The organism is Changpingibacter yushuensis (assembly GCF_014041995.1).
GTDB lineage: Bacteria > Actinomycetota > Actinomycetes > Actinomycetales > Actinomycetaceae > Changpingibacter > Changpingibacter yushuensis.
This window is the reverse complement of sequence record NZ_CP059492.1, coordinates 2,500,792-2,525,849: the sequence shown is the minus strand read 5'-3', so window position 1 is coordinate 2,525,849 and position 25,058 is coordinate 2,500,792. Positions and strand designations below refer to the sequence as shown.

Here is a 25,058-nt window from a genome sequence, read left to right as displayed (position 1 = left end):
CTCCCAACCCAGCTCTCATCTTCTCACCGCAGCGATTAAGCCTAATAGGTTGTTCCAGCAGCGCGGCGTAGTTGGAAACCGTGACCTGAGAGTTCACTCCAGCATTCGATTCCCGTTGTCTGGTCCAATGTGCACGCGAAGCCGTTGTATTCAACCGTTGTTCCGTAATCGAGCACGGTGGTCGCATTGAGCTCTGATTCGCAGTCGGCGAGCACATCTCCTGTTCGGCCGAGCGTATACGTGGCAGTACGTCCTTCGCATCCAGTTGGCGAAACGTAGTCATACACATAGATGGAGCACGCGACGTCGTCGTCGCCAAAAACGCAACGAATATTGTTGGCCTGAGTGGTGAAATCCTGGACACTCACGGCATCTTCTGGTGCGGCCTTCTGGAGATACCACCAGCTGGTATCGCTGGCAAGAGTTCGAAGGCTTGTTGGTGCGGAGTCGGTTGTGAGGCCGTCCTGCAGCTCAATGGTGAAGTCCGCTCCGCACTTCTCGCTCAGTGCCGCAAGTGCATCCGTAATGACGGTGGAATCGCTCGATTCATTGGATACGGAGGCCAGCGCGATGATAGGCGTAGTGGCATCTGAGACGTTCGTGCATGTGGGATCCGTTGAAAGGGCGACGACGGCGGCGCGTGCTTCTGCGACCTGATCCACCGTGGTTGTCTCTTCGGCATCTCCGCTGGAATCGGTGGCTGGGGTCGAGAGTGATGAGGTGGAGTCGGAGTTATCCGATGTGGCAATTTCTTGGCCCATCCGGAACACCCTGAAGATGAAGATACCCATAATCACAATCACCAGCACGAAACCCGCGAAGATCATGAAGTTGAGAGGGGCTCGTGAGGGAGGCTTCATGCCGGAACCGTTGCTGTGTTGGAAGTTTCCTTGATCAAAAGGCCCGCGTGTGAATGCGCTCTGCTGCCCACTATCAGTCATGGAGGGGTAGTTGAAGAATCCGGAACGCTGTGTATCGTCAATCGGCGGCTGGGACTGCCCGTTTGGGGGATACGGTTGACCTGCGGGATACGACTGGCCGGTGGGGAACTGTTCGGTCTGTCCAGATTCTTGAGGGACAGACGGCTGGCCGTCACCCTGCTGGCCAAAAGGCAGCTGAGGGTTCCCTTCCTGATTCTCATCTGGTGCAGTCATGAAGCTTTCCCGTCGTCAGGGCCGGTTGGGCCGGTTGAGCCATTTCGGCCGATTGTCTTCTGGTAGCTGGCGCCGCTTCGGCGAAGGCCGCCAAGTTGGCAACCATTTCACGCTACCCAATCCCATATCCTTCGGAAAGCCATCGCATCACACTTACAGGAAAAGCAACCAAACTGTTATGGAAGGTGTGGCCCTAGTAACACCGCCGCGTCCAATAGATGCGTTTCACCGTAGCAGCTATTGGCTACCCACGCGGGCCGGATGGCAGGATGCCGTATTTGTGCAGGGCACGCCGCCCAGCAACTTGCTACGGGCACCGTTGGAGGGCCTTGGCAAGACTCGGCAGAATCTGAAGGTCGCCGGGGAGCCACGGGAGCGCGGCGGCGGCGTCGGCATCAATCCAACGAATCTGCCTGTGGCTCGAACCGGCCCTTGCATGTGGGCCTTGCGGATCAATCTGCGCGAGCCAGAGGCGCATGTAGCTATTCCCTCCAGGCAGTGGCCAATCGCCCGAGGCGGAGGGAGAGGCTATGCGGGCACCCAGCACAATGGCAGCGCCAAGTTCTTCATGGATCTCGCGGCGGATAGCGGCTTCAGGTGTTTCCCCATCTTCGACTTTTCCGCCGGGAAATTCCCATAATCCGTCGAGGCCTGGTGGGTATGAGCGTTGTGCGGCAAGTAGTTGGGTTGGATTGTGTAGTGAGTCAACAATTGCTGCCCCGACGACGATCCGCGTAGACGCCATACAAATCTTCTTGCTTTCGTGACTGGTTCGGTCTGCAACATGCTTTCGCACGCCTGTTGGATGATATCAATGTGACTCGTGGACATCCGGATAAGGGACGTCTGTTAGTACACGGCACTCGTGATCGGATAAGGGAGGTTCCGTGCATAGGAGTCATAACTGAGTGGGCGGCCGCCTCACTTATCGTTGGGCTACCAGTTTCCGCGGCGGCCCTCATTTCTAGCACGCTGCTCCATCTAGCTGGTCTTAGAGTTGGCATTGTTCTGGTGATCGCCATAGAGACTGTTTGCCTAGTGATTGCTTGTCTCGCGAAATCCGTGCGTACCATTCCAACGCCTGACAGCTGGTAGCTGCCACAATCTGTTCGGTAGAGCGCTCTGGCACGAGTGAGTTGTGAATACGAGAGCGATGCCCCTGCTAGTGTTCCTTAGCTTCTGCCTAGGCCGAAAGTGGACCCATGCTAACGATACAGTGGAGCGGGCGACGGGAATCGAACCCGCCTCTGAAGCTTGGGAAGCTTCCATTCTACCGATGAACTACGCCCGCAAGGCGTGCCCCCTACCTTACCGTTACGTTGGCACCTCAGCAAAATGGAGGCAAGCGCCAGTCAAGAGCTATGTCCTCAGTTTCCATGGTCGAGTTCTACGTCTGTAGGTTGGTGTCATGCTGTTATGTGGCTGAGTGCATGAGGCTGAGCCGCTGTGGGACTCGTCGCCTCTGCGTCTGGAGAATCGCACGTTTGGCCCACCCCCGCTTATGCTCGGATGCGTGCTTGAATTGTTTTCACGGACCATCGTCCCGGATTCTGCGCTCCCGCAGGAGGTGTGGGAGCGCCTGAACCCCTTCCATCTCCTTGATTCTGCCGACCCATTGCTGTGGTGGCGTGAGGGCAACTGGATGGTTGGCCGCGGACGTTTGCTCACGCTTCAGTTCTCAGGTTCCGATCGTTTCTCGGATGCGGCGAGTACGTGGGCGGATCTCAGCAGCCACGTTACATCTGCCGTGAGTGCTTCGGTACAACACGTATCCGAATCATCTAACGTTATTGCGCAGGCCAGAGTCCGTGCATTCTCTAGCTTCGCCTTCGCTGACGAATCACCAACCAGCAGCGTCATTATCGTGCCGGAACTCCTTGTGGGTCACAAGGATGGTCAATTCTGGGCCACGCGCGTCTGGGCAGCGGAGGATAAGGCGGTCGAGGCACATGAGCTTGAGCTGCAGGTCAAGACGCTGGCGGCTGCAGAGATCGCGCCCCTGCCCGATCCGGGCATCGTGTTGACGGCAAGCCCACAAATCCGGGAGGATCACGAGCGTGCAGTGGCACAAGCTCTTGACCTGATCTCCCGGAACCAGCTTTCGAAGGTCGTGCTGGCTCGCACTGCGAGTGCACCGGCCGGCGAGGCGTTCGACGCACGGTCGGTACTGGCCAACCTCGCACGCACGTACCCTACATGTTGGGTATATGCAGTGGACGGGTTCTTTGGTGCCAGTCCCGAAACTTTGGTGGAGGTTCACTCAGGTCACCTTCATACGCGAGTCTTGGCAGGCACGCAGCCGCGCACTTCCGGAGATCAGATTCCAGTTGTCTCCCTGATGACGGATGCAAAGGAACGGAACGAACACGAGTTTGCCGTGCGAAGTGTTGTTGACGTCCTTGACGAGTGCGCTACAGGTTCCACCGTGGACGGCCCCAAGGTTTTGGAGTTGCCTAACGTGTGGCACCTAGCCACAGATATTACCGCCACATTGCGAGAAGCGGACCTACTCGACGTCGTCGGAAAACTACACCCGACCGCCGCCGTGGCGGGCGTCCCACGCACGGCCGCTTTGGATGCCATTAGCGCTTTGGAGATCGAGGATCGTGGACGTTACGCCGGTCCCGTTGGCTGGCTTGATTCTTCCGACGACGGCGAATGGGCAGTTGGTATTCGATCGGCGCAGCTTCGGGGCAACACTGTGACTGCATGGGCAGGAGGCGGAATCGTGGAGGGAAGCGTACCCGCTGACGAGTTCGAGGAAACCGAGGCTAAACTGGCGCCCATCCGTGACGCCTTGGCTGAATAACGGTTGGCATTCAATCGCAATCGAAGTGACCCGGCAGCTTTGGATGGCTGGCTCAATTGTCTAGGTAGCGATGCTGACCGTTTCGCACGTGGGACTTGACCTCTGATCTTGGATATTCTGATGCCAGCACGGCGCCACTGCGCGATCGGCCAGGTTCTGTATATTCACATTCACTCGATCGGTCTAATCGTCACAAAGATACGGGAGCATCTGCTTCTGCAAGAGCACATAATGGACTCTCCTGAGAACGATGACACTCACTTCCGGGCCTAGCTACACTAAGAACTAGCAGAAAGCGCAATTCATAGATTTCTATCCCTGATGAATGATCTGAACCGCGAGTGTGATGAAGGACAGCACCATGTGTAGTCACAAGTTTAGTGTGGGGTGGGCTGCATTCTTCGCGGCGATTTTTATGGTTATTGCCGCTGGTAGTGCCTGCGATTCGAGCACGGAAGTTCAGCCAAGTCCGTCGGCAACTGCAGTGCAGGTGGATTCTTATGAAGAAGTGATCGCATTGCCGATTGGAACTCATATTGAAGTCACTGAGGCGCTTTTGATTCTGACTGGAACTGAATCCGCAAAGCTTTGCCTGTCTGCGGTGGATTCGGATCCTCCTGCCTGTGGCGATCACGGACTTGAGCTAATCGGAGTCACAGAAGAGTCTGATCTGACGTGGCGGTGGGAGGTGATAGGAGGACAACCTGATCGCCGTATTACCTATGTCAATCTCACTGGCGAGATCATTGGCGAGGGAGTCGTGAAGGCTGAACAGGTCTCCAGTGAGTAGAGAAGACTGACTCCGATGTCCGCTTGGAGGTATTCGAGGCTCTGGGAGCATTCCTCACACGGTCGCCATAGGTATTTCGATGATCGTTGGCCTGCGATCGGCGAGCCGAGCCCATAGCTCGGATGGCCTCTGCGCCAAGGTGTACTCCCAGCCATATGCTGCGGCCACGTTGGCAACGTTCAGATCACATGGTGTGCGGACCACCCGCTCGTACAAGGTAGGTTCGCTGGCGGCTACCTCCAGCCCATCGAATATGGAACCGCCGTGATCGTTCACTACCACGATCTGCAGGTTCGGAAACTCCTCGCCGGTTGGGAGTAAAAGGCCCCCCACGTCGTGTGCGAATGCGAGGTCTCCAATGATCAGGCGAATCAGACAGCCCGGTTGTACCGATTCGGCCACTCGTGCCACGCCAATCGCGGCGGCAATCGTTCCGTCAATTCCAGCGAGTCCGCGATGCGAGTAAACAGGTACCGGGCTGGCACCAACCCGTTTGTCCGCAACCCGCACCATATTGGATGCGGCAATGTAGATCGCGTCGCCACCGGTGCTTGAGCCCCATACGAGGTCGACGACGTCGTCGCGCCCAATCGAACCTTCGGGCCCAGAGAACGAGGGTGAGGATGGTGTGGCGGTCGAGGTTGAAGCCACATCCGCGGGCGCATCGGAACCAGGCGTGGCAGCCGAACCCGAGCTTGTTGAAACTTGGCTGCCGCCATCGCCGCCATGGAACGTCACACCGGAAGTGAGTTCGGCGCGGTGCCCCGGAGAGAAGGCTTCGCTGCCGGGTTGAGTGACGGTGATGAGCTGTACATCTGGCCGGGAAGCAATTGCCCATACCTCCCGGGAGAGGTTCGGCAAGCCGGAGACAACGAGGGTGTTCCGTCCGTCCGCACCAGCGGCCAGCCAGTCACGATAATTGGGCACGCTGTGCCACGCGCGCGAACCTGAGGTCACTTCCGCCACCACAGGAACACCAGCGTATGTTGCAGCTTCCGCGACAGCAGGATTGGAACGAAATCCAGCAATTACCACGGTGCTGGCGGAGTCCACCTGCCTGATGGGAGGGTGGGCTGAAGAGGCCGTGGCACCATCTGCCGCGTACGCCTGAAGCTCGTGTTGGATGTGATCAATGGATGAATGAGGCCCGGAAAGCGGTTCCACGAACTGGATGTTGGCATGCACGGGACCCGGTGCGCCGTTGGCAACCAGTTCGGATGTGCCAGTGCCGCTGCCAAGGATCCGGCCAGCCAGCTTGGCGGCCGCCGCTACTGGGTTCGCCTCGTAGACGTCCGGAGAAGTATCGCTGCTATCCACTGTGAACGGATCGAAGATCCCGCTCTGGTGGGTGGTTTGGTTTGCGCCCGTATCTCGCAGAGCCGCAGGGCGGTCCGCCGTAAGAAGCACCATCGGAATCCCGGTGCGGGAGGCTTCCATAACGCTGGGTAGAAGGTGCGCAACAGCGCTGCCGGATGTGGTGATCACGGCCGCGGAATGGCCGCTGGCCATCCCGATTCCGAGTGCGAAGAAGCCGGCATCGCGTTCATCAATGCGCACGTGTAGTTCAATGATCCCGGCTTGCTCCAGTTCCGCTGCAGCCAAGGCAAGGGCCTGTGAACGCGAACCGGGGCTTACCACCACATGTCGTACTCCGCCTTCTACAAGCGCCACCAACAGGGCCACAGCAAACTCGCTCGATGCACAAGAAGCGGGTTCAGTGGGGGATGGAGCGGGTTCAGCAGGGGAAGGGGAGAGTTCGGATCGGTGCTGGATGGGCATGTCAGCAATCATAGGGCGCGGGCGTACCGTAGATACCATGGCCGAGCACACTCCCGTCCCTCGCGTGGCCTTAGAGCACACACGCGGCGATCGAACTCCTTTGGATTCCGTGCTCACGGAGCACGCACACGCCGCGCAGGAGCCCACTCTTGCGGACCTGTTGGAAACGATGCGAGTGGTGTCCATCCCGATGAACACTCAGTTTCGCGGTGTGACGGTCCGTGAAGCTGCGTTGTTCGAGGCACCCAACGGTTGGGTGGAATTCTCGCCATTCCTAGAATACGAACCTCTTGAGGCAAGCACATGGCTTGCGTCGGCGCTGGACGCCGGATGGCTCCCACAGCCCCAGCCATTGCGGCATAGTATTCCAGTTAACGCCACACTTCCTGCTGTGGGCCCAGCCGAGGTCCCGCTGGTTATGGAGCGCTACGGAGATTTGACGAACCTTCATACAGTGAAGGTCAAAGTGGCGGGAAAGAACACCACTCTTGAAGCTGACATCGCCCGCCTTCAGGCGCTTCGTTCCTTCGCGGGGGATGAAGTACGCATCCGCATTGATGTGAACGGGTTGTGGAGCCTGCCCGATGCGCTGGACGCGTTGGCCATCCTCGAACCTTTCGACCTCGAGTATGTGGAGCAACCGGTCCGAACTGTGGAAGAGCTTGCTGAGCTTCGCGAGCAACTCGCAGTACGCAAGATCGCCATTCCGATTGCGGCAGACGAGAGCATTCGGAAGTCAGACGATCCACTGAGGGTCGCGGCGCTCGGAGCCGCCGACCTCATCATCGTCAAGGCACAACCACTTGGAGGCGCGCATAGGATTCTCAGCATTGTTGAGTCCACGGGTCTGCCCACGGTGGTCTCCTCTGCCCTTGATACGGCAGTGGGAATCGCTTTTGGGGCGCGGGTAGCTGCGGCGCTACCGCACCTAGATCACGCTTGCGGTCTGGGTACGGGCGCACTGTTTGCGGGCGACGTCGTCGGCGAAACAAGCGATGATTCGGTGCAAGCATTGCCGGGTCACGTACGGGATTTTCGCACGGTGCCCGGGTGGCCAGTTCCGTCACCGAAGAAACTGGCACGGTTTGAAGCTGCGGCGGATCGGCGCGCATGGTGGGCTTCTCGAGTGACCTCCTGCTTTGATCTGCTGAGCCGCAAACCGCCTCAATAGCGCGAGTACAGGGCAGATGCCGCCGCCTATGCCCTCTTTAGCCTGCTGCGTGACTATGGAGGTTACCGAACGCACTAGCCCGCTTGGTTCAGAAGCGCGGCCACGACCCGCCGAAGGTAGATTCCGCACGTATACGTCCATGTTGTCTCAAGGGACACGAAGAACTGGCAGAATCGAACCGTGCTTCTTTCTGATCGTGACATTCAGTCATACGTTGAGTCCGGCCGCATCACGCTGGATCCATGGGACCCAGAGATGATCCAGCCGTCATCTGTGGACATTCATTTGGATAGGTTCTTCCGGTTGTTCGACAACCACAAGTACCCCGTGATCGACCCTGCTGCTCCCCAACCGGAGCTGACGCGGCTAATTGACGTTTCTGCCGATGGGGAGCTTGTGCTTCACCCCGGTGAGTTCGTTCTTGGTTCGACGTTTGAGACGGTTACCCTTGCCGACGACGTCGCCGCGCGCTTGGAGGGTAAGTCAAGCTTGGGCAGGTTGGGTTTATTAACACATTCAACCGCTGGTTTCATTGACCCTGGCTTTTCGGGGCACGTCACGCTAGAGCTCTCTAACACCGCTACGTTGCCGATCAAGCTGTACCCAGGCATGAAGGTCGGCCAGTTGTGCTTCTTCCAGTTGTCTTCTTCGGCCCAGAACCCATATGGCAGTGGTGCGCATGGGTCCCGCTACCAAGGCCAGCGCGGGCCAACGGCTTCGCGTTCGTTCCAGAACTTCCACCGGGTGGATGTGGGCTCTAAGGAGATCGACTAGCTTTCCGGAGGCGAGAGACCCCTAACTTGGGGCGCTGGGTCCGCCATTTGAAACGTCAAACCCACTATTCGAAACGTCAAACCAACTATTCGAAACGTCAAACCAACTATTTGGGGCGGTAAGCTCGCAATCTGAAGTGTTAAGCCCGCGGCGGACGTTCATCAAACAGATGGGGGCAGTTTTACTACCACCTGATATGATGCACGTGTTTCCCTGAACTATCATCCACTGGTCTAGGTATGTCCGAATCTACCTAGCCACCGAGGAGTGATCGATGCTCGTATTGTTGTCCCTGTTCTTTATTGGGGCACTTTGCGCGCCTGCGATCATGTCTAAGGGGCGTACAGGATTTGTGATCCTTGCGCTCATCCCTGCTATTGCATGTGGTTGGTTCATCCTCCAAGTCCCGCAAGCGATCAATGGCGAGGTCTACGTCAGTTCGGTGCGCTGGCTTCCTCAGATTGGCCTGTCGCTAGACTTCCGGGTGGATGCCCTCAGCACTGTCATGGCGTTGCTGGTCACTGGTGTGGGTTCGCTAGTTCTGCTCTACTCGGCGCGCTACTTCCGCAAGTCAGCTTCCCACCTCGGGCGATTCGCTGGAGTATTCCTGGCATTTGCAGGCGCAATGCTGGGCCTTGTTATAACGGACAACACCCTGATCATGTACATGTTCTGGGAACTGACCACCGTCTTCTCATTCCTCCTGATCGGCCATTACTCAGGGCGCGGTAGCTCACGCCGCGCGGCGCGCCAAGCAATCATCGTCACCACGGCTGGTGGGTTGGCGATGCTGGTTGGGCTGATCATGCTCGGTGAGATGAACGGCGGCTCATACTCTTTGGCGGGCATTGTGGAATCCGCCCAGGCAGGTAGCCTTGGCGCAGGCCAAGGCGCCTTGTTGCCAGCGGCAGCCGTACTTGTGTTGATCGGTGCCTTCTCAAAGTCGGCCCTGTTCCCCTTCCATTTCTGGTTGCCAGCGGCCATGGCAGCTCCCACGCCTGTTTCTGCCTACCTTCACGCTGCCGCCATGGTGAAAGCAGGCGTGTACTTGGTGGCGCGGCTTGCCCCCGGCCTTTCTTACCTGACCCAGTGGCAGTGGATGGTCACGGTGGCGGGCGTAACTACCCTGCTCATTGGTGGGTATCGTGCCCTCAAGCAGAATGACCTCAAGCTGGTCCTAGCTTTCGGAACTGTTTCCCAGCTCGGCCTCATCACAATAATGGTGGGCTACGGAGACTCTGAGGTGGCGTTGGCCGGGCTCATGTTGCTGTGCGCACATGCACTCTTCAAGTCCACGCTCTTCCTGACAGTTGGCATCATTGATGCTTCGTTTGGAACGCGTGATCTGCGCGAACTGAGCGGCGCGGGAAGAGCGATGCCTGCGATTGCAGTCTTTGCTGGTCTTGCGACGGCTTCCATGGTGGGCTTGCCACCGTTTGGAGCCTTTGTTGCGAAGGAACAAGCTTTTGGCGCGTTGATCGGAGGGGATACGCACTCCACGATTACATGGGTTGCTATCGCCGTGGGTTCTGCACTTACGGTCGCGTATGGCGCCAGATTCTGGTGGGGAGCCTTTGCCACTAAACCTGGCGTTCAGAAGATCAGGTATTACCGCGGTTCGATTCTCACAACCGGCCCGGTTGCCGTTCTTTCGATTGCAGGTCTGCTACTTGGCGTGCTGAGCTCTAGGTGGAGTCCGATTCTGGAACTGCAGGCGAACCTGAACCCAGGAGAACACAGCCATTTGGCACTCTGGCACGGATTTGGTACGCCGCTTTTCGTCACAATCATCGTGTTCGTGGTGGGCTTCGCAATCTTTGCTGTGTGGCCACGTTTCGAGTCCTTTGCGAAGGCCCACACCTCCGCACTCCGTGCAGAGTCCATCTTCAACGGCTTGCTACGCCAACTTGAACGCCTCTCAGGATTCGTCACTGGCCTGACCCAACGTGGATCTCTACCCGCGTACTTGACCACCATCTTCATGGTCACGTTGGTCTCGCTCGCAATTGCCTTCGTTCTAGGTGGCGTCTCACTCCCGGATTCCGTCCGTCTGTGGGATTCTCCCGCACAGGCTGGCACGGCTGCGGTGACGATACTCGCGGCAATCTTGGCCGCGAGGTCGCGCCATCGAATGAAGGCCGTACTTCTGATGGGCGTGACAGGCTACGGTGTGGCCCTCATCTATGAGCTCTATGGCGCACCCGACCTGGCACTCACGCAGGTCCTATCTGAGACTGTCACCTTGGTGATCTTCGTTCTGGTTCTCCGCAGATTCCCGCCATACTTCTCTAATCGGCCGCTGCGCGGGGCCCGAACATCCCGGATGATCATTGCGGTGTTGATGGGGACGGCGTTCTCAACACTTGCGGCAATAGCGGCGGGCACCCGGATCCACGAGCCGATCTCCAAGCTCTTCCCCGATGAGGCCTACAGCTTCGGATACGGCCAGAACATCGTTAACGTCACGTTGGTGGATATTCGTGCATGGGACACGATTGGTGAAACGTCTGTTCTGGTCGTGTGCGCGATCGGAATTGCCTCGCTGCTCTTCGTCCGTGATGCCCATGGGCGCACGGATCGCCTCCGGAATGTCATCGGCCCTATGGACTCAGCGCTACGAGCACGTCTGGCAACGGTCTTGAGCGGACACCAGTTCTCCGAATCGCACAAGCAAGGCGAGAAGGTTCCTATGCTGCGCCAACCTGGAACTACCTCGTGGCTTTCCACGGTGGTGCGGCGCGGTGTGGATTCTGTACCTGTCATCCTCGCGGTGGGCACGCGGCTAGTCTTCTACTCGATTTTCGCCGTCTCATTGTTCTTCCTTTTCTCGGGGCACAACGCTCCCGGCGGAGGTTTTGCCGGAGGTTTGTTGGCTGGCATTGCGCTGGCGCTGCGATACCTAGCAGGTGGCCGGTTCGAACTGGGCGCGGCGCTTCCTGTACTTCCAGCTCATCTCATGGGCAGCGGCCTCATCGTCGCAACGGGTGCTGTGATTGTTCCTGTGCTGTTCGGCGGGCTTCCCATGCAGACGGTCATGTTCGACTTCACGTTGCCGTGGTTTGGTGATATTCATGTAGCTACGGCACTGGTTTTTGACGTGGGTGTCTACCTCGCCGTCGTCGGCCTGTGCCTTGAGATTCTGCGGTCATTGGGAGGCGAAATCGATCGTCATGGTGAGATCGAGGGTCTAGACAATCAGGACCACTTCACCTTGACTGCGTCCGACGACGAACGCCGAGCTGTTCGTGACGAGGCCGAGATGCAAGAAATGCTCGCAGCGTGGGAGGAAGAGAAATGATAAGTTCCTTGGCTCTCATTATTCTGTGTGGCGTCCTTGTGGCTGTGGGGGTGTACCTCATCTTGGAACGCTCGCTTTCGAGGATTGTGCTTGGTATCGCGGCTCTGTCCAACGGAATCAACATTCTCTTTCTCATTGCAGGAGGCAGATCCGGAGAACCGGCATTTGTTGGTAGAGCCGATCAAGAGGACATGTCTGACCCGTTGGTTCAGGCGATGATGCTCACCTCGATTGTTATCACTTTGGCGCTGACTGGATTCCTGCTTGCAATGGCATACCGTTCGTGGCAGCTGCGCGACAACGATGAGGTGCGTGATGATCGCGAGGATCGCGCTGTAGCGCGCCGAAACGCGGCAGAGGCTCGCGAAGAACGAGAAGAGGACATTACCGAAGCCGCGGCAGAGTTCCATGACGATGTGGACGAAGCAGAAAGGAGCATCTCCTAATGCTTCAAGGGCTTCTCGCGCTCCCCATCGCGCTTCCGTTGCTTGGCGCTGGGCTACTGCTTGTGTTCAAGAGCCGAAAGATGCAGTCGATCGTCACGGTCGCGCTCTTGTCACTTGTCCTAGCCGCTGCGATTGTGCTTCTCATAGCCTCGACGAGCGGCCCGGTGGTTCTCAACGTTGGCAACTGGGCAGCACCCGTTGGAATCAGTCTGGTGGCTGACAGGCTTTCCACACTCATGCTTGTCACATCCGTGACAGTTACCATCATCGTTCTGTTGTACTCGATCGCGCAGGGTGTTGCTGATGGTGACAGGGCGGCACCAACCGCCATCTACTTCCCAACATTCCTTATTCTTTCCGCTGGCGTATCCAATGCGTTCCTTTCCGGCGACCTCTTCAACATGTACGTTGGGTTTGAGATTCTGCTGGCATCCTCATTTGTTCTTATTACCTTGGGTGGCACCCATGAGCGGATGCGCACGGGCACCGTGTATGTCATCGTCTCATTGGTCTCCTCGACGATCTTCTTGGCTGCGATCGGCCTGATCTATGCTGCGTGCGGCACTGTGAACCTGGCCCAGCTCGCACTCCGTTTGCCAGAGATCGATCCGGGGATGAGGCTGATCCTTCAAGTCATGCTTCTGATCGGATTTGGTATCAAGGCCGCCATCTTCCCACTCTCAGCCTGGCTTCCAGATTCCTATCCGACTGCTTCGGCGCCCGTGACCGCGGTGTTTGCCGGCTTGCTGACTAAGGTCGGCATCTACGCAATCATTCGGACTCAGACTCTGCTATTCCCAGACGGCAAGCTGGATACTGTGCTGGCGCTGGTGGCCATCGCGACCATGGTGGTGGGTATCCTCGGTGCAGTGGCACAACAGGATGTGAAGCGTCTGCTTTCCTTCACCCTTGTTTCCCATATGGGGTACATGGTGTGGGGTATCTCGGTGAACGGCCAAGATGGGCTTTCCTCCACCATCTTCTACGCAGTTCACCACATCACTGTGCAGACCGCACTGTTTTTGGTGGTGGGCCTTATCGAACGCAAGGGCGGCACCACATCACTGATCAAGTTGGGTTCACTTGGAAAGGCAGCTCCACTCATCGGAGCGCTGTACCTCATCCCAGCGCTCAACTTGGCAGGGATTCCACCCATGTCCGGCTTCTTGGGAAAGATCGGGCTGATGGAAGCTTCTGCGTCGCGTGGAACTGCAATTGACTGGGCTCTCATTGCTGCCGGGATCGTCACATCCCTTTTGACGCTTTATGCGGTTATTCGTGTGTGGAACATGGCCTTCTGGCAGGAAGCACCTGAACCCCTCAAGGAACAGGAGTGCCCCAATGGCATGACGGGTGCAGCAGCTTCGCTCGTGGCAGTGACACTTGCCTTGACGATTGTTGCCGGGCCGTTGCGCACATTCACGGATGAAGCAGCAGACCAATTGGAGGCGCGTACCCCCTACATTTCTTCGGTTCTTCCTGAAGCAAACGAACGTGGGGATGGTATCTCGACGGATGCCGTGGAGGATAATGGCGCAACAAAGGAGGTGACGCCATGAGAAACCCGCGAGGAAAGCGGAGCGCGAGCGATGCAATTCGCATCGCCACTCAACGTCCAGGGCGTTTCCCTCATGCTTCACTCGGGACGATTCTGTGGATCACGATTGTCTGGGTGCTTCTTTGGGGCGATGTAACCCCAGGCAACATTCTCTCCGGCTTTGGCTTGGCACTCCTCATCACAACTGTTGCCCCGTTCCCAACTGCTCGGTTTGATGGCCGCTTCCGGCCCAAGGCGCTCGCATGGCTGGCGGTAGTGTTCGTGTGGGATTTGCTCAAGGCCTCATGGCAGCAGACGTGGTTCATCGTCCGAGGTAAGTACCCGAATAGTGCGATCATTCGCGTACACCTTCGGTCCAACTCCGATGCCTACCTTGCTATGACTGCGGGTATGACGGCACTGGTACCTGGATCGGTTGTTGTTGACGCCGACCAGACTTCGGGCATGGTGTACGTACACATCTTCGATGTGGAGCTAGCCGGTGGCTTGGACGCGGCCCACGCAGCGGTCCTTGACCTCGAGGAACGGATTCTGCGGGCATTCGCCTCACGCAATGAACTCCTCAAATCAGGCTTCGTTCCGGGATGGTCGACCACATCTGGGCGGCTTCCAGTTCCTTCTATAGCGGGACTTGAGCTGCAGGAGGACTGATGATCTGGCTTGTTTCTATATGTGCAGCGATGCTCTTCATCGCTGCGGTCCTGGTGCTATACCGAGTTGAGAAGGGCCCCACCACACTTGATCGTATGGTCAGTGTGGACGTGATGACCTCAATCCTCCTTGGAGCACTGGCGTTACTCGCAGCCGTCACTCGCCGCTCCGATTTGCTAGCGGTGTTCGTAGTGGTTTCCGTTGTAGGTTTCCTCGGTTCGGTGGCAATCTCGCGTGCTGCCCGAATGGAGAGCCCAGAGTACCGGCGCATCCTCACGCTTGAAGAGGACCGTCTGATGAAGGAAGCTGAAGAAGCTGCCGATGAGGCTGATCAAGTGGTTCACGACGTCGACGTCGACGCAGAGTCCGTTGATGAGACCGCTGGTGATTTCCACGTTGGCCCACTCGTCGATATTGGCGAGCATTACGCCAACATGGCGATCTGGCGTGAGCGACCGTCTGGGAAACCTTCTGAAGGTCAGTCGAAGGGTTCCTTCGATAACCGACCAGATTCTGGCCAGGAGTGGACCGCTCAGCCTGAGGAGAACCAGTGAACGATTTCCTAGACGTCATCGCAGGAGCCTTCCTCTTTGCCGGATGCTTGCTCACCCTGATTTCAGCGGTCGGAATTGCTCGATACCCGGATGTGATCTCGAGGCAACATGTGGCCACAAAGCCGCAGGTGCTCTCCTTGATCTTTAACCTGCTCGGAACCGCACTCTTGGTACGTGAAGCCACCATGACGTGGACGATGCTGTTGGTGGTGGCCTTCATGCTGATCACGGCACCGATCTCCGCGCATATGCTTTCCCGAGCTGCCTATCGAACTGGACGGGTCCAGACAGATAACCTAGTGGCAGACGAACTGGGTGAAGACCTCCGCCTGAATGTTGATCCGGGGGATAATGGCAACACCCCAAAATAAGGAGAACTCAATGGACGTTGGTTGGAAAGTCATGACGGTCGGTGCGAGCCTTGTCTCTGGCGTCGTCGCCAACAAGATAGTGGACGTTATCTGGCACACCGCCTTCCACAAGTCGCGCCCCAAGGGGGACGATCTCACGGAACCGCTACGCGACGCGATCGTGTTTGCCGTGGTTTCGTCAACCGTTGCCGCAGTGGTCAATCAGGTTGTTATGCGCCGCACCGCCAAGTGGTACGGCTTGAACACAGCGAAGTCAGACGGCTCGGCCGCCTGAGGCGCGCATTCGTTGGACTTGGGCCGCCTGAGGTGAGTTGTTGCCAATGCTCGCTGTGAAAGGCCCGGATGAGTTTCCGGTTCTTGCCATCTAGTCCAGTTTTCTTTGGGACCTACACCCAGACTAAGATGGGAATCACGACAGGGGAGCGTCGCATGAGAAGCGACGCTGAGAGTGCGAAAGCAGACCCTCGAACCTGATCCGGGTAGTGCCGGCGAAGGGAGTCGAGTTCTCTCCTCATCCAGCACCGGCTTGATGAGCCCTCCAGTAATGGAGGCATAGTGAAGTCCAATATTCCTGCTGCAAAGCCAGCTTCTCACGCACGTTCACGCCGCCGCGCAGTTGCGCTGAGCGCCGCCGCACTGGTCACATTCGGAGCAACTGCGTGCTCGGCAAGTGATCAGAGTTCCGATACGGAATCGTCGTCGGGAAGCGGAACCGTCAACGTGCTGGTGCACGATTCATTCTCGCTGCCCGATGAACTCATCCAACAGTTCGAGGATGAAACCGGGTACAAGCTGGTTACGAGTTCGGCTGGCGATGCTGGCGTAGTTAACCAACTTATTCTGACTAAGGACAATCCGGGCGTTGATGCCGCATACGGTGTCGATGGCTACTCGGCCTACACCGCGTTGGATGAAGGCGTGTTCGAATCCTACGTTTCCTCGGCGGTGCCGGATTCTGCGGCGGACGATGTGCTTGAGGATTCCCTCAACCCCATCGATATGGCCGACGTGTGCGTCAATGTGGATCATGACTGGTTTGAGCAGAACGGAGTGGAAGCACCCACCACGATTGCCGATCTGGCCACTGCGGAGTATGCACCACTCTTGGTGGCGCAGAATCCCTCAACGTCAGCCACTGGGCTGGCATTTCTCATTGCCACGATCGCAGATCAGGGAACCGATGGCTTCGAGTCCTATTGGTCAGATCTCCTCGCCAACGGCACGAAGGTTGATGCGGGCTGGTCAGACGCCTACTACACCGATTTCTCCGGCGCTGATGGCAAGGGCGACTACCCGCTCGTAGTCTCCTATTCATCGTCTCCTGCGGAGTCTGCTGGTGCCACCGGGTCCATCGAAGGCACGTGCACACGCCAAGTTGAGTACGCCGGAGTCGTGGCGGGTGCCGCCAATGAGGCCGGCGCCAAGGCTTTCGTTGATTTCATGCTTTCCGATGACGTCCAAGCCGCACTCCCTGAGAGCATGTACATGTACCCAATCAATACGAGCATCGAGTTGCCCGCCGAATGGGCACAGTATGCAACTCTTACCGATGCGCCCCTCACTATGGATCTGCGTGACGTAGCAGACAACCGCGAGGCGTGGATTAAGGATTGGACTACGGTCTACGAAGCCCAGGGCAACTAGGCGATTTCGTGATGATCAGCAGGCACCGCAAGGGCATGATGTGGCCGCGCATGGCGTGGACGCTGGCCGCTGCGGTGCCTGTAGCATTCCTAGCTGTCTTCTTCTTTTGGCCCGTCGCAACCATGTTGGCTCGTGGGTTTATCTCCGACGGTGGATTTGACCTCTCTGCATTCCGCGACGTGCTCGGATCGATGCGAACGTGGCGCATTGTGTGGCAGACGGTGTGGATGGCACTGGCGGGTACATTCTTTTCAGTACTGCTGGGGATCCCTGGGGCCTACATTCTCTATCGTTGTGAGTTCCCGGGGCGCCGGATCTTGCGATCAGTCGCAACGGTTCCGTTTGTTCTACCAACAGTCGTGGTGGGCGTAGCCTTCCGCGCACTGTTGCACAATAACGGTGCATATGGATTCCTCGGACTGGATGGGACCACGACCGCGGTTGTACTCGCGATGGTTTTCTTCAACTTTTCCGTCGTAGTACGGACCGTTGGAACGATGTGGGCAAGCTTGGATCCGCGTTCGGTGGATGCGGCACGCACATTGGGAGCCGGTCCAGCCCGGACGTGGCTCACAGTCACCCTTCCTGCATTAGGGCCAGCCATTGCGTCCGGTGCCAGTCTCGTGTTTCTGTTTTGTTCGACTGCCTTCGGTATTGTCCAAACTCTTGGGCGACCCGGCTACGGAACCCTTGAGACCGAGATCTGGGTGCAGACAACCACGTACTTGGATTTGCGCACGGCTGCCGTTCTTTCGTTTTTGCAACTTGGAATTGTGACAGTAGCGATGGTGGTATCGCGGCGCGCTCAAACAGGCAGCGAGGCGGCTCTCTCGATGAACGAAGGCGGGGCTCATCGCCTTCGTCGAAGTGACATTCCAGCGTTGGTGGCAACACTCGTCGTCGTGCTATTTCTCGTGGCTGCGCCACTGGTGGCGCTCGTGGTGCGTTCTCTGCGCAAAGACGGGGCGTGGTCCTTGGAGAACTATCGCTTGCTCGCGACGTCTGGCCAAGGGTTCTCGGGCGGAACTACGGTGTTGGAAGCGATGAATCATTCCGTGAGAATCGCTGCCGATGCCACATGGATCGCACTGGCTATAGGGGTGCCATTGGCACTGGTCCTCTCCCGGCGCGTACGCAACCCCGCGCTCGCCCGCAGCCAACGGCTGCTAGATTCCGCTGTGATGCTTCCGTTAGGAGTCTCAGCGGTCACCGTGGGTTTCGGGTTCTTCGTGACGCTACAGGGCCCCCCGCTAGACCTAGCTAACAGCCCGTGGCTGGTGCCACTGGCACAGGCCGTGGTGGCATTACCGTTGGTGGTGCGTTCATTAGTTCCAGTCTTGCGTGCGATCGATCCGCAGCTACGGGAAGCCGCCGCCACATTGGGTGCAGGACCGGGCAGAATCATCGCAACAGTGGACGGGCCATTCATGCTGAGAGGTCTGGGATTAGCTGTGGGATTTGCATTCGCGATCTCGCTCGGTGAGTTCGGAGCAACAAGCTTTCTGGCTTCTCCTGACTATTTGACGTTACCGGTGGTCATTGCGCGCTTGCTCAGCCGAGCAGGAGCAGACAACTACGGAATGGCGATGGCGGGTGCCGTAATACTTGCGGTGGTGACGGCTGGCGTCATGGCAATATGCGAGGCTTTGCAGCCGCGCGCAGCGGGAAGGAAAGCCTGATGGCCGGTAGTTCAGCTCTATCCCTCACACATGTGACCGTCACATATGCAGACGGTTACGAGGCGGTCCACGACGTGAGTGTGGAGGTGGAACCGGGCGAAATCCTTGCGCTGCTCGGGGCTTCAGGATCCGGGAAGTCTTCAATGCTGCGCGGAATTGCTGGGCTGGAAGAGGTAACTACCGGGCACGTTCTCATTCAGGGTGAAGATACAGCGGGGATCCCAGTGCACAGGAGGGGCTGTGGGATGGTATTCCAATCGCCGCAGCTCTTTCCGCATCGAACAGTTGGCCAGAACGTGGCATACGGAATCGAGCGGAGTGGGAGATCGCGAGCGGCTGTCCATCAGGAAGTTGCCCAATGGCTTGAACTTGTTGGGCTAGCTGGGTTCGCGGGACGTGCGGTCACAACGCTCTCGGGAGGCCAAGCTCAGCGGGTGGCACTGGCGCGGTCGTTGGCACCACGCCCGCGCATCATGTTGCTGGACGAACCCCTATCGGCCCTAGACCGCCGCCTGCGCGAGGAGCTCTCTGTGGAGCTGCGGCGAATTCTGACACAAGCTGGTACTGCTGCTGTGTATGTTACGCACGATCATGACGAGGCTTTCACTGTGGCGGATCGGGTGGCGATCATGCGTGATGGCCGGGTTGTCCAAGTGGGAACTATGTCCGAACTCTATGGACACCCTGTCCCAGAGGCCGAGGGTTTTCTGAGAGCCATTCCCACCGTTCGCGCGATCGTTGTGCGAAAACTGCCTGGTGGAGGGGTGCGGGTCGTGCTGGATCGTTCGGAAGTTGACCTTCCGGATGCGCGCGGCGAAGTGGGGGATGAAGTCGTAGTGGCACTCAAGGAGCATGGTTCGTCTCACTAAGTGGCACCTGAGACTTAAGTCCCTTACAGTGGGAGGGTGCGAGTGAGCGAAATCGAAGTCCTACAAGTGGCTCAATGGGCGCCCTTGGCCGCCGAGCACATGGCAGATATCCGCATTAATGCGGGGCTTCTGAACGCCAAATCTCGTGCGGCATTTGTGTCCAAGCAACTCGATCAGTTCCGGGTTGGCCTTCCGCGTGAGTCAAAAGTCCTAGTGGATGAGGAATGCAGCCAATGGCTGTGGCTCCGTGAAGGAAACCCTCTGCGCTTGGTCGCCGGCCGCACGGCGGGCGACGCCGCAGATTGGATTGAAGCTCTGCGCATACACGCAGGGGATCGAGAAATTGTCACTCGGGTGTGTGCGGGGGATTCATCGCTTAGTTTCCTCAACAAGCTGGCCAGCCGCGATCTTGAGGTGAGGCTGTGGGCCTCTTTCCCAGAAGATAGAACCCCTTTGATTGGTCGAGTACCTGTGGTGCGCCTGCGGGGAATGTTCATGAACGAGGTGAGTACTTTCTTGGCCCGCGTACGTGCTGCCGACGACGCCATGTGGATCAGCGATCCGCTTGAGATCTCCGAGCAACATGACAGGGTGACAGGTATTCATCCGGAATCAACCCTTGCTATGGTTGCAGATTCCCCAACACCAGCTATCGAAGATTGCATGTCGATGCCAGGGCATGAACTGCTTTCTATCTGCGTGGACGGCGTTGTCATTGGCGGAATCTGGTATGAAGTTGACTGCAATGACGCCAAGATCTGGAGGATCTGCATCTTCAGAGGGAGCCGTGGCCGGGGTTATCTCAGAGGGACAGTGGTTGCCCTCCTTGAGCGGCTGCGCGGGGAGCGAATGCGCAGTGTCGAAATGATCCTAGGCGGCTGTGACGCCAAGGTCAGAGGCATCTGCTTATCCGAAGGTTTCCGAGAAGTGGAACGCCTTGTGGCATTCGATGTGCGAGGTTTGGGCAGCAGCACCAAAGCGCTTTTGACGGCACGTGGATGAGCCGAGCGGCACACGCATGAGCGCGACGCTCACCGCACTTCGTCACTGCGATGGCGCATAGAGTGGCCGTCAGTCGTGGTAGAAGTCTTCAGCCTCATCGAGCGTCAAACCAAGCTCAATGGAATCGGCGTCGATGTCAAACTCGGGTTCGGGCAGCGTGAACACGCGCGCGGAAACCGGATACGGCCGCCAGAGCACCAGTTCGGAGCCTTCGTGATGTGAACTTCCTGAGTTGCGTAGTACTTGGTGAGCCTCCTCGCGGAGGCGTTCGCGCAGCTCTTGAGCCCGGGCAAACATGACCACGTCTCCATCCTCGCCAGCCGCAAATACACGCTGTTCGAGCATTAGGCGCTCTTCCATCATCATCTGCTGCTGGTGCAACCTTTGGCGCAACTTTGCTGTCTGCTTCTTTAGAGCCTCGACTTCATCTCGCAGTTCCATGATCCGCGAGATCCCTGCCAAGTTGATTCCTTCTGTCTGGGAGAGTTCTTGAATCTCTAAAAGTTTGTCAACATCGGCGAGGCTATACCGGCGCCCACCACCGCGCGTTCGCTTGGCCGGGACGAGCCCCAACCTGTCGTATTGCCGCAGCGTTTGGGGGTGCATACCCGCTAGCTCCGCCGCAACGGAGACAGAAAGGATTGGGGCGTCGCGCCCGGCCTTCGCCGTCATGTCAACTCCTCGCCAAGCTCATGAAATCGGCACGGGGATCCGCGTCGCGAGTCGCCGCAGCAAAGAGAGTTGCTGCTCGCCTTGCTTCATCCGACATCTGGCGGGGGACTACAACTTTGAGCCGCACATACAGATCGCCGTGAGCGTGTCGGCCCTGCGGCATTCCCTTACCTTTCACTCGCAGCAGTTTATCTGTGGAGGAACCTTCGGGGACCTTCACTGATACCGTCTTGCCGTCAAGAGTTGGGACTTCCACGGTGGCACCGAGGGCCGCCTCTCCAAAGGAAACGGGAAGGTCCACATAGACATCCGAGTCTTTGACATCGAATACAGGGTGCTTTTCAACTCGAACGGTCACGATGATATCGCCGGCCTGACCGCCATTCGATCCGGGATTGCCCTTTCCGGCAATCCTGATCTTTTGACCGTCGTGAACACCCGCAGGGATCCGGGCCGTAATCGATTTGCCGCGAGTAGTGGTCATCTTGACCGTGGTGCCCGCAATTGCCTGGCGGAGGGGGATGGAAACCTCTGACACGATGTCTGCGCCGCGCTCTGGACGCCGGGTCGAGCCAAAGCCGAACCGCGATCCAGATTGCGACCCACCTCCGCCAAACATCGAGAAGATGTCCTCAAATCCACCGGCGTTACCGCCGGTGTTGGTGGAGAACTTGACGTTGGGATTACCACCGCCGAACATCTGGGAGAAGATGTCCTCAAACCCTGCCGTATCACCTCCGGCAGCACCACGTGGAAAGCCCGACGCACCGAGCGAACGGATCGCATCGTACTGTTTGCGGTCTTCAGAGTTAGAGAGAACCTGATAGGCCTCTCCCACTTCCTTGAACTTCTCTTCAGCCGCCTTGTCGCCGGGATTGCGATCAGGGTGGTACTGGCGGGCAAGCTTGCGGTAGGCCTTCTTGATCTCATCCTCGGAGGCATCCTTTGACACTCCCAAGGCCTTGTAGAAGTCCTTCTGCATCCAATCTTGACTGGCTGCCATCACGCCTCACCTCCTATTGACGAGGTGCGCCGCCCAGGCGTGTGGGCGGCGCACCAACTGTTGTCCTACGCTGGCGAAATCACTCCGACGCGCGCAGCGCGCAGGAGTTTCTCCCCCACCTTGTACCCAGGTTGAATGAGCACATTGACTTTCTCAATTGTGACGTCAGGCGAGGTCTGATGCATCAAAGCCTCATGAACCTGAGGATCGAATTCATCGCCTTCGGCTCCGAACCTGTCCACATTGAAGTTGACTTTGAGAGTCTGTTCAAGCTTCTCAGCGATCTGCCCAGCTGGCCCTTCGAGGTCACCGTGCTGGCGTGCCAGCGCAATGTCATCAAGCACAGCGAGCAGGCTCTCGATGACATGGGCCATGCCTTCTTCGTACCTATTTGCGCCGTCTTGCTTGGAGCGACGAACGAAGCCGTTGTACTCCTGACGTAGGTTGTAGTTGTCAGCGTTGCTTCGAGCCAGCTGATCTTCGAGTGACGTGATGGTATTCATCGCTTCACTCAGCGGATCAATCGGCTGTTCGGCCTCGCTTTCACCGTTGGCTTCGGCAGGTTCGGGTGGCGTTGCGGATTCGGCCGCTTCGCTACTCTCACCTTCGCCTGGCTGAGGGGTTTGGTTCAGTTCCTCACCCTCGGCATTGATGTTCTCTTCACTCACTTCTGGTCATCCTCGTCAACGATTTCGGCGTCGACGACGTCGTCGTCACTTCCTGAAGCTGACGCGCGCCCGGCTTCGCCTGCTGCAGTGAATCCGTCAGTCTCGGCTGACTGATTCGCGTAAAGAGCTTGGCCGATGGCCTGAGACTTCTCATTCAGTTCGGCAAGGGCAGCCTTAACAGCTTCGGAATCTTCACCCTTGAGTGCTTCGCGGACCTTATCTGCGGCTTCCTTGACTTCAGTGGCAACGTTGTCCGGAATCTTCTCCGCATTGTCCTTGAGGAGCTGATCGATCGAGTAGACCGTCTGCTCGGCAAGGTTACGAGTTTCCGCTTCTTCCTTGCGCTTCTCATCCTCAGCAGCATGTGCTTCGGCTTCCTTGACCATGCGGTCGATCTCATCCTTGGGGAGTGCCGATCCACCTGTGATGGTCATCGACTGTTCCTTGCTGGTGGCCTTGTCACGTGCGGACACGTGAACGATGCCGTTGGCGTCGATATCAAAGGTGACTTCAATCTGAGGCACACCACGAGGAGCCGGGGCAATTCCAGTCAGGTCGAAGGTTCCGAGCGGCTTGTTGTCACGAGTGAACTGACGTTCGCCCTGGAACACCTGAATGGAAACCGATGGCTGATTGTCCATCGCCGTGGAGAAGGTCTCCGAGCGCTTGGTTGGGATAGCCGTGTTGCGCTCGATGAGCTTGGTCATGATGCCGCCCTGCGTTTCAATTCCCAGTGAAAGCGGGGTCACGTCGATGAGGAGCACGTCCTTGCGGTCACCTGTAATGACGCCTGCTTGGAGTGCGGCACCAACGGCCACAACTTCGTCAGGATTAACGCTCTTGTTGGGCTCGCGGCCGCTCGTAAGGTTCTTGACCACGTCAGAGACTGACGGCATACGGGTCGAGCCACCAACAAGCACCACGTGGTCGATATCGCCGACCTTGACGCCAGCGTCGCGAATAACGTTGGCGAACGGAGTCTTGGTGCGCTCGAGTAGATCCTTTGTCATCTCTTCAAACTTCGCGCGGGTAAGCGTTTCGTCAACGTGCACCGGGCCCGCATCGGACATGGAGATGTACGGCAAGGAGATGCTGGTGGTTGCTGCGGAGGAGAGTTCCTTCTTCGCCTTTTCAGCAGCCTCACGCAGGCGCTGCAACGCGATCTTGTCCTTGGAGAGATCAGCGCCGGAGGACGCCTTGACCTGCGCAACGAGCCAATCCACGATGCGCTGATCCCAATCATCGCCGCCCAGGCGGTTGTCGCCGGATGTGGCCTTCACCTGAATGGTGGAGAAGCCGTCGTCGTCCTTACCAACTTCCAGAAGGGAGACGTCGAATGTGCCACCGCCAAGATCGAAGACGAGGATATCCTCATCTTCCTTGCCCTTCTCGAGGCCATATGCGAGTGCGGCTGCAGTCGGTTCGTTAACGATACGCTGGACGTTGAGGCCAGCAATGGCGCCTGCATCCTTGGTCGCTTGGCGCTGAGCATCGTTGAAGTATGCCGGGACGGTGATGACGGCATCGGTGACTGGTTCACCGAGGTATGCTTCCGCGTCCTTCTTCAGCTTCTGCAGGATGAAGGCGGAAATCTGCTGAGGTGTGTAGGTGGTGCCATCGATCGTGGTGGTCCAGTCTGTGCCCATGTGGCGCTTGACGGACGAAATGGTGCGGTCGACGTTTGTCACGGCCTGCCGCTTTGCCACTTCGCCGACGACGACTTCGCCGGTCTTGAGGAAGCCAACCACCGATGGGGTGGTGCGGGCGCCTTCAGCATTTGCGATGACGGTGGGTTCGCCACCTTCGAGGACGGCGACGCAAGAGTTTGTAGTGCCGAGGTCGATTCCGACTGCACGTGCCATGTTGTTCTCCTAAGTTCTGGTGTCAACGGAACTGATGTTCTCAATGGGTTGGCCCATTGGCCGAAACCCTATGTTCTTATCTGGCTGCGAGAATTCGCTTACCACTCAAGTGTGGACCGTCAAGCAACTTATGTCCACTTGACTCCGTCATTCTTGAGTCCACCCAACTCAACTTTGGATGACTGGGATTTATTCCAAACATCTCATAATTCCTGCCCATTTCCCGGAAAACCGCCAGAATAAAGCCGTGTGGGTGTGCCAAGCATAGGACATAAGCGTGGCACGTTCTGGTACCACGTGACGC

At 57.8% G+C, this 25,058-nt stretch carries 22 protein-coding genes, 1 tRNA gene and 1 riboswitch; of the genes, 15 read left to right on the top strand and 8 right to left on the bottom strand.

The genetic code is table 11. The features are described 5' to 3' along the window. Window positions 1-41: 41 nt before the first annotated feature. The 3 genes from H2O17_RS10880 to H2O17_RS10870 form a co-directional block, all read right to left on the bottom strand. The gene (locus H2O17_RS10880; protein WP_182049686.1) at window positions 42-1,154 is read right to left on the bottom strand and encodes a hypothetical protein; all 1,113 of its coding nucleotides are present in this window, start codon (window positions 1,152-1,154) and stop codon (window positions 42-44) included. A 307-nt stretch (window positions 1,155-1,461) separates the two neighbouring features. Continuing rightward, a complete protein-coding gene (locus H2O17_RS10875; RefSeq protein WP_182049685.1) occupies window positions 1,462-1,899 on the bottom strand; it encodes a (deoxy)nucleoside triphosphate pyrophosphohydrolase in 438 nt (145 codons plus the stop codon). Window positions 1,900-2,371: 472 nt separating this feature from the next. After that, window positions 2,372-2,445: transfer RNA gene (locus tag H2O17_RS10870), tRNA-Gly, on the bottom strand. A 222-nt stretch (window positions 2,446-2,667) separates the two neighbouring features. Here H2O17_RS10870 and H2O17_RS10865 point away from each other — a divergent pair. Both H2O17_RS10865 and H2O17_RS10860 read left to right on the top strand, forming a co-directional pair. Then, complete coding sequence (locus H2O17_RS10865) at window positions 2,668-3,963, top strand: isochorismate synthase (protein ID WP_182049684.1); 1,296 nt, start codon at window positions 2,668-2,670, stop codon at window positions 3,961-3,963. A 361-nt stretch (window positions 3,964-4,324) separates the two neighbouring features. Then, complete coding sequence (locus H2O17_RS10860; RefSeq protein ID WP_182049683.1) at window positions 4,325-4,753, top strand: hypothetical protein; 429 nt, start codon at window positions 4,325-4,327, stop codon at window positions 4,751-4,753. 54 nt (window positions 4,754-4,807) lie between these two features. Here H2O17_RS10860 and menD read toward each other — a convergent pair whose 3' ends face one another. Next, complete coding sequence (menD, locus tag H2O17_RS10855; RefSeq protein ID WP_182049682.1) at window positions 4,808-6,532, bottom strand: 2-succinyl-5-enolpyruvyl-6-hydroxy-3-cyclohexene-1-carboxylic-acid synthase; 1,725 nt, start codon at window positions 6,530-6,532, stop codon at window positions 4,808-4,810. Window positions 6,533-6,569: 37 nt separating this feature from the next. Here menD and H2O17_RS10850 point away from each other — a divergent pair, with 37 nt between their 5' ends. From H2O17_RS10850 to H2O17_RS10790, 13 genes are all read left to right on the top strand, one after another. After that, window positions 6,570-7,703, top strand: coding sequence for an o-succinylbenzoate synthase (locus H2O17_RS10850; protein ID WP_182049681.1), 1,134 nt, complete (start codon window positions 6,570-6,572; stop codon window positions 7,701-7,703). A 180-nt stretch (window positions 7,704-7,883) separates the two neighbouring features. Beyond that, window positions 7,884-8,477, top strand: a complete 594-nt coding sequence (gene dcd / locus H2O17_RS10845) for a dCTP deaminase (protein ID WP_182049680.1) — start codon at window positions 7,884-7,886, stop codon at window positions 8,475-8,477. Between the two features lie 274 nt (window positions 8,478-8,751). Further along, on the top strand, window positions 8,752-11,775 hold the full coding sequence (locus H2O17_RS10840) for a Na+/H+ antiporter subunit A (protein ID WP_182049679.1): 3,024 nt from the start codon (window positions 8,752-8,754) through the stop codon (window positions 11,773-11,775). After that, window positions 11,772-12,221 (top strand): Na(+)/H(+) antiporter subunit C, encoded by a 450-nt coding sequence (locus tag H2O17_RS10835; protein ID WP_182049678.1) that lies wholly within the window; start codon window positions 11,772-11,774, stop codon window positions 12,219-12,221. Before H2O17_RS10840 ends, H2O17_RS10835 begins: the two co-directional genes overlap by 4 nt. Further along, complete coding sequence (locus H2O17_RS10830; protein ID WP_182049677.1) at window positions 12,221-13,780, top strand: Na+/H+ antiporter subunit D; 1,560 nt, start codon at window positions 12,221-12,223, stop codon at window positions 13,778-13,780. The genes H2O17_RS10835 and H2O17_RS10830 overlap by 1 nt, the downstream gene beginning before the upstream one ends. After that, window positions 13,777-14,430 carry a Na+/H+ antiporter subunit E gene (locus H2O17_RS10825; RefSeq protein WP_182049676.1) on the top strand — a complete coding sequence of 218 codons (654 nt, stop codon included), beginning with the start codon at window positions 13,777-13,779 and terminating at the stop codon, window positions 14,428-14,430. Before H2O17_RS10830 ends, H2O17_RS10825 begins: the two co-directional genes overlap by 4 nt. After that, complete coding sequence (locus H2O17_RS10820; protein WP_182049675.1) at window positions 14,430-14,984, top strand: MrpF/PhaF family protein; 555 nt, start codon at window positions 14,430-14,432, stop codon at window positions 14,982-14,984. The genes H2O17_RS10825 and H2O17_RS10820 overlap by 1 nt, the downstream gene beginning before the upstream one ends. Continuing rightward, window positions 14,981-15,355, top strand: a complete 375-nt coding sequence (mnhG, locus tag H2O17_RS10815; RefSeq protein ID WP_182049674.1) for a monovalent cation/H(+) antiporter subunit G — start codon at window positions 14,981-14,983, stop codon at window positions 15,353-15,355. Before H2O17_RS10820 ends, mnhG begins: the two co-directional genes overlap by 4 nt. 10 nt (window positions 15,356-15,365) lie before the next feature. Further along, complete coding sequence (locus H2O17_RS10810; RefSeq protein WP_182049673.1) at window positions 15,366-15,629, top strand: DUF4235 domain-containing protein; 264 nt, start codon at window positions 15,366-15,368, stop codon at window positions 15,627-15,629. 132 nt (window positions 15,630-15,761) lie between these two features. Next, window positions 15,762-15,869: riboswitch (TPP riboswitch) on the top strand. 41 nt (window positions 15,870-15,910) lie between these two features. Next, the gene (locus H2O17_RS10805) at window positions 15,911-16,999 is read left to right on the top strand and encodes a thiamine ABC transporter substrate-binding protein (protein WP_246311248.1); all 1,089 of its coding nucleotides are present in this window, start codon (window positions 15,911-15,913) and stop codon (window positions 16,997-16,999) included. Window positions 17,000-17,010: 11 nt separating this feature from the next. Beyond that, entirely contained in the window at window positions 17,011-18,678 is a 1,668-nt protein-coding gene (locus H2O17_RS10800; protein WP_182051054.1) for an ABC transporter permease, read from the top strand. Beyond that, window positions 18,678-19,547 (top strand): ABC transporter ATP-binding protein, encoded by an 870-nt coding sequence (locus tag H2O17_RS10795; RefSeq protein WP_182049672.1) that lies wholly within the window; start codon window positions 18,678-18,680, stop codon window positions 19,545-19,547. Before H2O17_RS10800 ends, H2O17_RS10795 begins: the two co-directional genes overlap by 1 nt. Before the next feature lie 42 nt (window positions 19,548-19,589). After that, window positions 19,590-20,549, top strand: a complete 960-nt coding sequence (locus H2O17_RS10790; RefSeq protein ID WP_182049671.1) for a hypothetical protein — start codon at window positions 19,590-19,592, stop codon at window positions 20,547-20,549. Between the two features lie 69 nt (window positions 20,550-20,618). On the opposite strand, the gene H2O17_RS10785 is transcribed toward H2O17_RS10790, so the two are convergent. The 4 genes from H2O17_RS10785 to dnaK all read right to left on the bottom strand — a co-directional run bounded on the left by H2O17_RS10785 (window position 20,619) and on the right by dnaK (window position 24,754). Next, a complete protein-coding gene (locus H2O17_RS10785) occupies window positions 20,619-21,221 on the bottom strand; it encodes a heat shock protein transcriptional repressor HspR (RefSeq protein WP_182049670.1) in 603 nt (200 codons plus the stop codon). Window position 21,222: 1 nt separating this feature from the next. Continuing rightward, window positions 21,223-22,224, bottom strand: a complete 1,002-nt coding sequence (locus tag H2O17_RS10780; protein WP_182049669.1) for a DnaJ C-terminal domain-containing protein — start codon at window positions 22,222-22,224, stop codon at window positions 21,223-21,225. Window positions 22,225-22,289: 65 nt separating this feature from the next. Next, window positions 22,290-22,892, bottom strand: coding sequence for a nucleotide exchange factor GrpE (grpE, locus tag H2O17_RS10775; protein WP_182049668.1), 603 nt, complete (start codon window positions 22,890-22,892; stop codon window positions 22,290-22,292). After that, window positions 22,889-24,754 (bottom strand): molecular chaperone DnaK, encoded by a 1,866-nt coding sequence (gene dnaK / locus H2O17_RS10770; protein WP_182049667.1) that lies wholly within the window; start codon window positions 24,752-24,754, stop codon window positions 22,889-22,891. The genes grpE and dnaK overlap by 4 nt, the downstream gene beginning before the upstream one ends. Between the last annotated feature and the right edge of the window lie 304 nt (window positions 24,755-25,058).